Consider the following 12,055-nt stretch of genomic DNA (forward strand, 5'->3'; position numbering starts at 1 on the left):
CTGTTCAAACCTCCTTACGACCTATATAGCTTAACATTCTTCCTGTTTTCCCTTTGTCTCGTCGATGTGAGAAGAAGAGTCCAGTCTCACAACTTGTACAGTAGGAAGAAACACTGATTTGCTCCTTTGGAATTCCAGCTTCTATCATAAGTAATTCATTCAGGTATTTTAAGTTAAGCTGGTATTGACCAGTTCTTACCTCCTTAAACACGCCGGTATGATTGATTTCCAAATCTTTAATCGCATTTATGACAGCATCATCAACGATATAACAACACTGATCAATAGCAGGTCCAATGCTTGCATAAATATTATGAGGATTCACACCTTCATTTTGGACCCATGTTCTGACCATCTCACCAGCGATGTCATTTACTGTTCCCTTCCACCCAGCATGTGCAATTCCTATCATCCCACTAGTAGGATCATAGAAATATAATGGCACACAATCTGCATAGCAAAGTGTTAGCAGCAAATCCTTCTCGGTTGTGTAAATCGCATCTGTTCTTGGAATGGCATCTTTATAATTCAATGCTCCACGCCCGCACATCTCCTTCGTCACTTTAACAACAGCCGCCTCGTGAACTTGTTCACATCCTACCCATTTATCTGCCTGAATACCCAGATGTTCACCTAATAATCTCCTGTTCTGTTTGACTAACTCTTCGTCATCAAACACATGAAAACCGAGATTTAAAGTGGAAAAGCCATCCTTACTAAAACCACCATTTTTAGTTGAAAACCCTGCTATAATTGTATCATCATTGCTTAAGCTATTAAAATCATTCAATTGTAAGAATGTATTCCGAGAACTACTTTTATATGGATCACTTTGCATAGTAAACTCCCTTTGCTCTTAATAGAAAACTTTCGATTAAGTTACCTAAATATCCTTAAAAAGGAACAATTTTCTCGGTTCTTATCTGCTTATTTTATCATAATTTATCTAATTAGAGGGGGAATAAATTGAAAAATGTCAAAATAAGTGCGTTACTCTATTAAAGCTTGAGGCGCTTGTGGATACTTTACTAAAATGACATCCGTACCTATCTTCATAATATGATTCCATGGAATTGAAACCTCTTCATCCTTCCCAAAAAAGCCCAACACCTTACCTGAGCCTGAAATAATGATGGCCTCAATCTTTCCAGTTGATAAATTAATATCGATATCCCCAATATTCCCTAATCGTTTCCCATCAGATACACTAACCACATCTTTGGCCTGCAATTCTGAAATATATACCATCGTCTCTCCTACCCCTCAACTTTTTTCTTATCTTCAATATATGATGTTGTACTATGAATTCATGAACAAAACTTCGATAAATATCAATTCATATTAAAAAAGAGACTGTAGATAGTCTCTTTTAATTTTGGATGTTCTTATTCATTTGTCGAATCGCAGCCTTTTCAAGTCGTGAAACCTGGGCCTGAGAGATCCCAATTTCTTCTGCCACTTCCATTTGTGTCTTCCCTTGGAAGAAACGCTTTCTTAAAATTAGCTTCTCTCGTTCATTTAGCCTTCTCATTCCTTCTTTCAAGGCGATTTCCTCGATCCAATTTATATCTCGATTTCTTTCATCACTTAATTGGTCCATCACATAAATAGGATCTCCACCATCATTATAAATCGGTTCAAATAATGAAACTGGATCTTGGATTGCATCAAGTGCAAATACAATTTCTTCGTGTGGAACCTCTAGAACCTTTGAAATTTCTTCAGCAGTTGGTTCTCTGCTTGTCTCACTCATTAGACGCTCTCTCACCTGCAATGCTTTATAAGCAATGTCTCTTAGTGAACGTGAGACCCTAATTGGATTGTTATCACGAAGATAACGTCTTATTTCCCCAATAATCATTGGTACAGCGTATGTTGAAAATTTAACGTTTTGGCTCAAATCGAAATTATCAATAGATTTCATTAGGCCAATACATCCTACCTGAAACAGGTCATCAACATATTCTCCTCTGTTATTAAAACGCTGAATCACACTAAGTACTAGTCTTAAATTACCATTAACTAGTTTTTCTCTGGCAGACAAATCACCGCTTTGGATTTGTCTAAAAAGCTTACGCATTTCTTCATTCTTAAGTACTGGGAGTTTTGATGTATCTACACCGCATATTTCTACTTTATTTCGAGTCAATTCTTTCCCTCCTAACAGGAGTTGCTGTACAAAGTTAAGTATCTCCTTAGGTGGGAAAAATATGCACGATTGTTCTTTCTTTTCATCCTCAAAATTTGAAAATGCAGTGTCTATAAGTGATCAATATATCAGAAATCCCAATATAACAATAACGATTTACACCATTTTATTAAATTCTTTTCTTAGTCTTTTTATAATTCTTTTTTCTAATCTAGATATATAGGATTGAGAAATCCCAAGCATATCTGCAACATCCTTTTGGGTTTTTTCCTCTCCACCAATTAAACCAAATCGTAGCTCCATGATTTGCTTTTCTCGGTCATTTAATTGATGAAGTGCTTTAATTAATAATTTCCGATCTACATTTGCCTCAAGATCCTTTGTAATAATATCCTCATCTGTGCCAAGTACATCTGATAATAATAATTCGTTACCATCCCAATCTATATTTAGCGGCTCATCGAAAGACACCTCGGAACGGATCTTGTTATTTCGTCTTAAGTACATAAGGATTTCATTTTCAATACATCTTGATGCATATGTAGCTAATTTAATTTTCTTTTCAGGATTAAATGTATTTACTGCTTTTATTAATCCTATCGTACCGATACTAATTAAATCTTCAATATTAATACCTGTATTCTCAAATTTTCTCGCAATATATACAACCAATCTCAAGTTACGTTCAATTAAAATCGATCTTGCAGCCTTATCACCATTTGGTAGCTTCTGAAGTAAAACCTCTTCCTCTTCTTTTGATAATGGGGGAGGCAATGCTTCACTACCGCCTATATAATAAATTTCATCTGTTTTTATCCCTAATTTGATTAACAATTTATACCACATATATGTTAAACGAAGTTTTAGTTTTGTCACTGCATGTTCTCCCTTCTATTTTGTAAAATTGTGAGTAAGATAGTATTAGCAATATGATTTAAGATGCTGGTTGTACTGAGGATGTAATGAGCATTTTAGGATGAACGATACATTGGTACTCATCCACAGATGACAGAGTTGTATGATTTAAGGCTACAAGTGCTTTTTTGACTCTTATTTTCTCGTTATTATAATACAGAGTAATTTCATCAGGCTTTAAAGCTAATAGGAACTGATGGTCTTGACCTACTGCACGATATGGAACTAGTCGAATTCTACTTTCCCACGGATGTGATTCCTCTGTTGTATTGGTTCCTAAGGAATCTAGATTCTTTGACTGCTCTAAAATACTTTTCGGTAATATATGTTCGATTTTTTTAGTATCTAAGATCATCACCGGACTTTTACTTATTGGATCATAGAGTTGGTTTCCACTATCTATTAACCCTTTGAGAGAAAATGATATGTGGTCGATGCTGACTTCCACGGTCACTATTTGATCATAATGAATTTTTTTCGTTTCAATATGATCGATTTGTTGTTTAGAGAAATACCATGCTAATGGGAAACCTATAAATACAAATAACCAACTAATTGGATCCCCAAAGCCAGTAGTAGAGGTAGCCATTACATTATTCGTAATACTAACCTCATATTCAAAGAAATAGTGGACACCTATCATTCCACCTCCAATCATGAATGTTGTGAAATAAAAGGTGAGCAACCCCTGAAAAAAATAACGAAATTTTTTATAGCCAAACGCTGTCAAAATAATAAGGCATGAAAATAAAATCTTAACAATTGGATGTGATGCTAGTGACTGAATTGGCATAAACATCAATAACACAATCGTTGACCCTAACAATGCAGCTAGGAATATCCTCCACTTCACGATCTTTCTTTTTAAGATAATTGCTGTTAAGAGCAATAACATAAAATCAAACAGAAAGTTTAACAACCATATAATATCTAAATAGATATACAAACGTGTACTCCTTTCACGCAAATCTAAGCAAAGTACCTTATTAAAAATTAGTATATAGTACATCTTATAAGGAAGTCTGTCATTTCATGCCGATAATAGTGAAGAAATTTTAAGAGATTCCTTCGTTTTTTGTCAGTGTATCGTAGAAATTTGGAAGAAGGGGTAATTCAAGTCTTCATTCTGCTCTAGGAAAACTATAAATATAGTGAAATGCAGAAAATAAAAAAGTGTCAAGAGCCACCATTTAATAGGTAGCTCTTGACACTTATTTATAATTATCTACGGCGATTTCGATTTCTCAAGAATGTTGGGATATCTAATGCCTCTTCATTTGATTGATTCCCTCGCGGATTTGCTTGTTCTGGTTGCCCAACAACAGGCTCTTCACGCTTAGTCTCTCTTTTCACAGGTGTTGGCTTTTGTGTTTGGAATGAAGGACGTGAAGAAGGCTTCGGTTGACTTACTTCAGCTTCGTTAAATCCAGTTGCAATAACAGTAACGACAATTTCATCCTTTAGGTTATCGTTAATTACAGAACCAAAAATCATATTCACTTCTTGATCAGACGCCGTTGCCACAATATCAGCTGCTTCTTGAACTTCATACAAGCTTAGATTTGTTCCACCAGTGATGTTCATTAGAACACCTTGAGCTCCATCAATTGACGTTTCTAATAATGGACTTGAGATTGCTTTCTTAGCAGCTTCAGCCGCACGGTTCTCACCAGTTGCAACACCAATCCCCATTAATGCAGAACCTTTGTTAGACATGATTGTCTTCACATCAGCGAAATCAAGGTTAATTAAACCAGGTACAGCAATTAAATCTGAAATACCTTGAACACCTTGTCTTAACACATTATCCGCTTCGCGGAATGCTTCTAACATTGGAGTATTTTTATCGACAATTTCTAATAAACGATCATTTGGAATGACAATAAGCGTGTCAACAGCTTCCTTCATAGCAGCAATTCCGCCTGAAGCTTGTCCAGCACGTTTACGCCCTTCAAAAGTGAATGGTCTAGTTACTACACCTACTGTTAATGCTCCTAAATCTCTGGCAATCTGAGCAATAACTGGCGCAGCACCTGTACCAGTACCTCCGCCCATTCCAGCTGTAACGAATACCATATCAGCTCCTCTTAGAGCTTCTTCAATTTGTTCCTTACTTTCTTCTGCAGCTTTCTTTCCAACTTCTGGATTTGCACCTGCACCTAAACCTCTAGTTAGCTTTCCACCAATTTGCATCTTAGTTTCTGCTTTTGATAAATTTAGGGCTTGAGCGTCTGTGTTAACTGCTAAGAAATCAACACCTTGAACACCATGTTCTATCATTCGATTGACAGCGTTGTTTCCTCCGCCACCAACACCAATTACTTTTATAGTTGCTAATTGATCAAGATTGGTATCAAACTCCAACATCCTAGGTCCTCCTAATTCTCCATAAATACTTCTCTTATAACTTCTTATTCAAAGAAGTAACCAAAGAATTTCTTTACTTTTTTTCCTATTTTTTGTTCAGGTTCAATTTGTTTGTTTTTTACTTGTTGCTGTTGTTTTGGTACTCTTTTTTCAGTATGCTCTACTGGCACAGTAGAACTGATTTCACGGCCCTGAATCTTAGCATGCTCATATGCGAATTGTATAAGACCTACACCCGTTGAAAATTGCGGTTCTCTTACCCCAATATAGTCTGGCTTTGCGATTCGAATATTATTTTGCAAAACAGCTTGAGCTAACTCTAATACTCCAGGCATATTAACGACACCACCAGTTAACACATATCCTCCTGGTAAATCATTAGCACCTAGTTTTCTGACCTCGTTTTGAACAAGATCAAAAATTTCTTCTAGCCTTGCTTCTATAATATCTGATATTTCTAATTGAGTAAATTGTTGATGTTGATCACTACCAATAATCGGTACACTAAACACCTCATCCTCTGAAGCTAAATCATAAAAAGCATGTCCATGCTTAATTTTGATTTTTTCAGCATCCTCAGTAGAGGTCCTCAAACCTATGGATAGATCCTTTGTGATGTGATCGCCACCGATTGGTAAAACACTTGTCGTTTTTAAGTGTCCGTCCTCGAAAAGAGCAATACTGGTTGAGCCTCCACCAATATCAATAAGTCCAACGCCAAGATTCTTTTCATCTTCAGAAAGTGTGATCGAGCCAGCGGCTAATGGTTGAAGACAAATAGCAACTATATCAAGCCCTGCTCTTTCAACACATCGAAGTAAATTATGTAAGATCGTTCTAGAAGTAGTGATAATCGTACCTTCGACTTCTAATCGTACTCCTAGCATTCCTCTTGGATCATTAATCTCATCATAGCCATCGACGATAAATTGCTTTGGTATGACATCAATGATTTCTCTTTCAGGAGGAATTGATACAAATTGAGCTGCTTCTATCACTCTGGTTACATCATCAATACTAATTTCCCTATTCTGTCTGTTTTCACTTGATACAGCCACAACACCATGACAATCTTGAAGCTGTACTTGATTAGCTGGAATACTTACTACAACCTGGTTGATTGGAATTCCAACCATTCTTTCAGCTTGTTCGACTGCTTTTTTAATAGAATGAACGGTTTCATCTATATCTACAATGGAACCTTTTTTCAAGCCTTCTGATTTTACATTCCCCACCCCAATAATGTTTAAAGAGTCGTTGACCATTTCGCCAATGATTACTTTAACACTGGATGTACCGATGTCTAGACTAACACAAATTTCATTGCTGTTCATTCTTTGGCACCTCCTTTTGCAATTAACAGGTCTTCGTTTAGGAATTTGAAGAACAACAATATAAATGTAAATTTATTCATAAGAAAAATATTCAACAAATAGAGTGCTTAACCCTTTTAATTAAATCAATTTTTTTCTATTTTATTACGAGATAAGCTCCATTTTGATATTAAAATTCTTCTAATAACAGCAATGTTTTGAAATAATCTTACTCCAAAAGCAAATACAGCTACTAAATACAAGTCTACACCAAGATGAACACCTAGGAAAGCTAAACTTGCAGCTAAAATGATGTTAAAGAAAAATCCTGATACAAACACTGCTTGATCATAGATATTTTGAAGATGTGCGCGAATCCCACCAAACAATGTATCAAGAGCAGCTAGTACGGCAATCGATAAATAGTTCGAGTATTCTTCAGGTATTGTAAACTGAGACGATAGTCCCAGAATGATTCCTATTAATAGTCCGATTAAAGGGAGCCACATTTTAATTTCCACCTTTTTCTGTTTTAACAGGTTCCATATCTTTAATCCTTATCGGGTCGTCATATGCTGGAATAGTCACTTCAGCAACGGGCTTCGATATTGATAGCTTTAAGTTCTCAACAAAGAACTCATCTACAGCTTCTGATGCTTTCATTCGGTTATATAATTTCTCAGCATCTTGTGCAATCACTTTTATTTGAAATGGAAGTGATCTAATTGAGTAAGAATCGATTTTCGTTGTTCTTTGTATTTCTCTGATAACCGTTGTATTAATGACTCTATGATTATCGATTGCTATTGCCTCAGCTTGATATGAATTAAGATCATTAATTAATCTTCGAAGAATTTCAGCAGAAACTGCCTCGCTTGGTACCCCTATTTCATTAAAAGCACGATCAACAGTCAAAATGATCCCTGGACCCTTCACTTCAGTCAATCCCGCTGCTTCCTTTAATTCCTCTAGGGTTGCTTTTAAGACTTCTTCTTTGCCATCGTTACGATTCGAATTATACTGCACAATTTTTTCTTCATATTTATAAATCTCATTAATTAACTCTGAATGTAATTCTTGAGCCTTTTTCAAATCATCTCTTAATTCCCACATATCACGAGTATCACGAACAACAGGCTCTTTCACAGTTTGAAACTGAACAGCAAGCATGAATCCAATCACAACTAATACGATTGAAAAACTGATATTCATATGTTTTCCCAAACCAAACCACCTTTTTCTATGTATAAGGGCGGAACTCTCCTTCATTCTCTCTAATTAATCATTAGATGCTTGAAGCAAGGGTTCCATTGTTACTTCTGTATTTTCAATCGTAACCACAATGTTATCCTGTACTAATTGTTCATTTATCCCACCATTTATATTTAAGGCTGGAATTAATACATCTGGGTTACCAATAGCTGAGATGACAAATGGAGCTGGATATTGATTACCATCTACCATCACGACTGGACCATTACAATACAAATATGATTTATGAGTCAGTCTCTTCCCATTGACAGATACCGCTTGAGCACCAGATATATATAGCTCGTTTATCACTTTAAATAAGTGACTTTCATGTACTAAATAGTTATTAACATCCTCGCCAGATGGGACATAGGAAGCATCCTCTAACGTGACCTTAACCCCTGGTCCCTTTACTGGAATTTCACCAATAAACATGCGGTATTTTTCAACATCCTCAACTAAATTAAAGTAGATTTGCTCTTGTTCTTTCCTTGCAAGCTCCTCTTCAATTTCCCTAACTCTAGCTTGCTTTGATGCTAATTCTTCTTGGAGCTCCATGTTTCTTTCCTCTTGTTCAATTAAACTGGTTCGTATTTCATTTTCCTTACTCCATTGTCGATCAGTCAATCTACCTTGCGAGGTTTCTTGTTTTGTGAATTGGTAAGAGAAGGAAATCATAAAACCGAGAACAATACAGACAAATGCAAGTACAGCATGATTACCCTTCAGTTTCATTTGGTACCTCCCCCTCTTCTAACTCATCTTCTGTTGTTTTGTATTCTCTAAAGAACGGAACAACATCTAAATGAATAACTCCTTTTAGGGAAGGATCCAATTCACTTATGACGGTTGGATATGCCTCCATTTTTTCAGCAAATCCTCTAAGCGTAACACTGACCTCATAACCATTATTCATAAATACCGTTACATGCTGATTGTCTGAATCTTGAGGGGTATGGTGGATTTCTGATATCGAATTCGCAACACTTACTGTTAATTCATTCAATTCTCTTGCTAGTTCAACAATATTACCGTCATTCCAGTTAACTAATAGAGGAGCGTCAATAGCTTGTCCAAACTCATTTACAGCTTTGAGCGTTTTTCCATTCTCTAAGACCGGATATAATTTATCTGATTCTTGCACATAAGCTACTCTTTGAAGCTCTTCAACTTCAATAACGATATGATTAGGTAGTTTTCTTTTCACAGAGGCTGATTTGATCTCCTCATGTTGACTTACATTATCTGCAATTTCAGCTTTATTAATCTTCCAGAAGCTAGTCTGATTTGAAAGTCTACTTAGTTTAATCAGATCATCATTTGATACATGCTGATTTCCGTTAACAGTAATTGTAGAAACTTTACTTAATGGAGATTGTAGATAAGTAACAGAAATAACCATAAAGAAAAAACAAAAGATTGTAATGATAATTCTTCGATTTGCTTTTTGTTTTCTCTTTTGTTTGAGCTTTGGTATTCTGTCTTCAATTGTAACAACTTTATTGGCCAATTCTGATCCCCCACTTTAGATGCAAGTCGGAATTCGAATACATAAATCTCTTTAGGTATTTTCAATCTCGTATAGGTTGTCCTATTATTGAAGAAGCGGCAAGTAAACAATTAGATAATAAGGTTATCTTAGTAATCTTTAAGTTTTCAAGCCGCTTATATTCCAAACTCTAGATTGATTAATGACCAACTCATGCATTTGATCAACTTATGGAAAGTATTATAACATAATTACCAGATATTTGGTGAAAGAATACATATTACTTTCGCCCTATAATTTCTACTTCTGTTTCCATAACAACATCGTATTTTTCAAGAATTGTTTCTTTTATATACGTGATGAGATCTAAAACGTCTTGAGCAGTAGCTCCTCCTGCATTCACAATAAAGTTCCCATGCATTTCAGAAATTTGTGCTCCACCTATGGAATATCCTTTTAGACCTGCTGATTCTATTAATTGTCCAGCATAATTGGGGAGTGGATTACGAAAAATACTACCCGCACAAGGAAAGTTCCATGGCTGAGTATCTCTTCTATAATCTTTGTTTTTCTGCATAATCGCCATAATTTCTTTCTTTGTTCCTTCTTTTAATTCAAATTCCGCTTCTAATACAATTCCTGGACGTTCATGTTGAAGGATTGACGTACGGTATGAAAATTCCATTTCACGATTTGACAGCCATTCCATCGTTCCATCTTCAAAAAGGATATGAGCCTTCGTTAATATTTTTGATATGTCAGATCCATGTGCACCTGCATTCATATAAACTGCCCCACCAACAGAACCAGGGATTCCACTCGCAAAGGCAAAGCCATCAAGCCCTTCCTTACTAATAACCATCGCAAGCTTCACAACTGGATATCCACCACCAACCGTAATGGTTGTTCCATTAATTGTAAGATGGTCAAGTCCATTTGCTAATTTTATGACAACACCTTCAATTCCCTTATCTGAAACAAGTAGATTTGACCCTCTACCAATAGCAGTCCAAGCTGTATTATGTTTTCTAATAAGATCCATCGTCGTTTTTAAACCATTTATATCCTTAGGAATAAGCAGCAAGTCAGCTGGACCACCAATTTTAATAGTCGTATGATTAGCCAAAGGCTCGTTTAGTAGAATTTTGCCAACATCGGCAGCTTGTAATTCCTCAAATAATTTATTCATTTCCTTATACCTCCTAACTTAAAACCAACTGTATATTTATCATATTCATGACATATACCTATAGGAACTTATACAGTTATTTTATCTCTTTAATTAATTTATATAGTCTGTCAGCAGCATCCTTAATTCCAATTGACTCAGAGGCCTTTTTCATTTCTGTCAATGTGTTTTCATTTAAAAGAATTGAATCAATATCTTTTAGTAGTAGTTCACCAGAAAAATGACGTTCTAGTCGTAAGATTGCTGCATTGTGATCACTTAATGACCTAGCATTCTTTTCTTGGTGATTGTTTGTAACATATGGGCTTGGGATTAAAATACTAGGAAGTCCTAGTGCTGTAATTTCAGCTAAAGTTGTTGCACCTGCACGAGCAACAATTAAATCAACTCCTGATAGGACCTCAGGCATATTATGTAGAAATGGTTTGATGATAACATTATCAGGATTCCCAACTTCCTTTACCTTATCAATCACTTTATCATAATGCACCTCTCCAGTTACATATAAGAACTGGTAGTCTTTTGTTGCAACTTGTGGTAACACTTCAAGGAATGCATCATTAATCGGCTTTGCCCCACGGCTACCCCCGACAATTAAAACTGATTTCTTCCCTGGTTTTAAGCCTACACTCAACTTCCCTTTTAATCCGTCTTTTCCCAGAACCTCAGACGCACGCGGATTACCAGTCATAACGACTTTGTCGTTTGGAAAGAATACTCTTGCTTCTTCAAAGCAAATCGCCACTTTATCAACATAACGACTTAAAAATTTGTTTGTTAATCCAGGAACACTGTTTTGCTCGTGAATAACGGTCTTAATGTTTAACTTTGAAGCTGCATAGACAACAGGACCACATACGTATCCACCTGTACCAATGACAACATCCGGCTTAAACTCTTTTATATATCGTTTACTATCTGAAACACCTTTGAGAAATCTTGTTATAGTTTTTACATTTTCAAAGGATAGTTTTCTTTTAAAACCAGTTATATCAATTGTCTTAAAAGGAATACCCTCTCTAGTAACAATTTGATTTTCCAACCCTTTTTTTGTACCGATATATAGAAATTCAGCCTGTGGGTTCATTTTTTTTATTTCATTTATTAATGCTAATGCTGGATAGATGTGACCACCAGTTCCCCCACCACTTACTAATATCCTCATTTTGTAACTCCTCCAATCATTGGTCATTTAACGTTCTAACCAATCATCACTTTTTCTATTTTATTCATATGAGCCTGTACACATGTTTTTTCGCAAAGGCTGTTTTCTCAAAGACTGTTGTTTTTTGAGGTGAATTAATTGAGAATAGATTTCTAGCAGACTGAATACACGGAGACTCCCGTGGGACTAGTAGCCAAAGTGAGACCCCGCAGGAGCA

The 12,055-nt window shown here is 35.8% G+C and carries 13 protein-coding genes; all 13 read right to left on the bottom strand.

The window, feature by feature from the left end:
• Positions 1-4: 4 nt before the first annotated feature.
• The gene (gene pgeF / locus F7888_RS05195; protein WP_191777880.1) at positions 5-838 is read right to left on the bottom strand and encodes a peptidoglycan editing factor PgeF; all 834 of its coding nucleotides are present in this window, start codon (positions 836-838) and stop codon (positions 5-7) included.
• A 152-nt stretch (positions 839-990) separates the two neighbouring features.
• Positions 991-1,248 (bottom strand): YlmC/YmxH family sporulation protein, encoded by a 258-nt coding sequence (locus tag F7888_RS05200; protein ID WP_191777882.1) that lies wholly within the window; start codon positions 1,246-1,248, stop codon positions 991-993.
• A 121-nt stretch (positions 1,249-1,369) separates the two neighbouring features.
• Complete coding sequence (gene sigG / locus F7888_RS05205; protein WP_191777884.1) at positions 1,370-2,149, bottom strand: RNA polymerase sporulation sigma factor SigG; 780 nt, start codon at positions 2,147-2,149, stop codon at positions 1,370-1,372.
• 156 nt (positions 2,150-2,305) lie between these two features.
• Positions 2,306-3,025: an RNA polymerase sporulation sigma factor SigE gene (sigE, locus tag F7888_RS05210; protein ID WP_191777886.1), complete on the bottom strand. Its 720-nt coding sequence runs from the start codon at positions 3,023-3,025 to the stop codon at positions 2,306-2,308.
• 58 nt (positions 3,026-3,083) lie between these two features.
• A complete protein-coding gene (gene spoIIGA, locus F7888_RS05215; RefSeq protein WP_191777889.1) occupies positions 3,084-4,010 on the bottom strand; it encodes a sigma-E processing peptidase SpoIIGA in 927 nt (308 codons plus the stop codon).
• A gap of 275 nt (positions 4,011-4,285) precedes the next feature.
• The gene (gene ftsZ, locus F7888_RS05220; RefSeq protein ID WP_191777891.1) at positions 4,286-5,431 is read right to left on the bottom strand and encodes a cell division protein FtsZ; all 1,146 of its coding nucleotides are present in this window, start codon (positions 5,429-5,431) and stop codon (positions 4,286-4,288) included.
• 44 nt (positions 5,432-5,475) lie between these two features.
• Positions 5,476-6,765 carry a cell division protein FtsA gene (gene ftsA / locus F7888_RS05225; RefSeq protein ID WP_191777893.1) on the bottom strand — a complete coding sequence of 430 codons (1,290 nt, stop codon included), beginning with the start codon at positions 6,763-6,765 and terminating at the stop codon, positions 5,476-5,478.
• A 125-nt stretch (positions 6,766-6,890) separates the two neighbouring features.
• On the bottom strand, positions 6,891-7,253 hold the full coding sequence (locus F7888_RS05230; RefSeq protein ID WP_191777895.1) for a small basic family protein: 363 nt from the start codon (positions 7,251-7,253) through the stop codon (positions 6,891-6,893).
• A gap of 1 nt (position 7,254) precedes the next feature.
• Positions 7,255-7,968, bottom strand: a complete 714-nt coding sequence (locus F7888_RS05235) for a DUF881 domain-containing protein (RefSeq protein WP_412095980.1) — start codon at positions 7,966-7,968, stop codon at positions 7,255-7,257.
• 54 nt (positions 7,969-8,022) lie between these two features.
• The gene (locus tag F7888_RS05240; RefSeq protein WP_191777897.1) at positions 8,023-8,730 is read right to left on the bottom strand and encodes a DUF881 domain-containing protein; all 708 of its coding nucleotides are present in this window, start codon (positions 8,728-8,730) and stop codon (positions 8,023-8,025) included.
• Positions 8,714-9,505, bottom strand: coding sequence for a cell division protein FtsQ/DivIB (locus F7888_RS05245; protein ID WP_191777899.1), 792 nt, complete (start codon positions 9,503-9,505; stop codon positions 8,714-8,716). The genes F7888_RS05240 and F7888_RS05245 overlap by 17 nt, the downstream gene beginning before the upstream one ends.
• A gap of 259 nt (positions 9,506-9,764) precedes the next feature.
• Positions 9,765-10,673 (bottom strand): UDP-N-acetylmuramate dehydrogenase, encoded by a 909-nt coding sequence (gene murB / locus F7888_RS05250; RefSeq protein WP_191777900.1) that lies wholly within the window; start codon positions 10,671-10,673, stop codon positions 9,765-9,767.
• 76 nt (positions 10,674-10,749) lie between these two features.
• Positions 10,750-11,838 carry an undecaprenyldiphospho-muramoylpentapeptide beta-N-acetylglucosaminyltransferase gene (gene murG, locus F7888_RS05255; RefSeq protein ID WP_191777902.1) on the bottom strand — a complete coding sequence of 363 codons (1,089 nt, stop codon included), beginning with the start codon at positions 11,836-11,838 and terminating at the stop codon, positions 10,750-10,752.
• Positions 11,839-12,055 lie beyond the last annotated feature (217 nt).

This window comes from Litchfieldia stipae (assembly GCF_014837155.1).
GTDB lineage: Bacteria > Bacillota > Bacilli > Bacillales > Bacillaceae_L > Litchfieldia.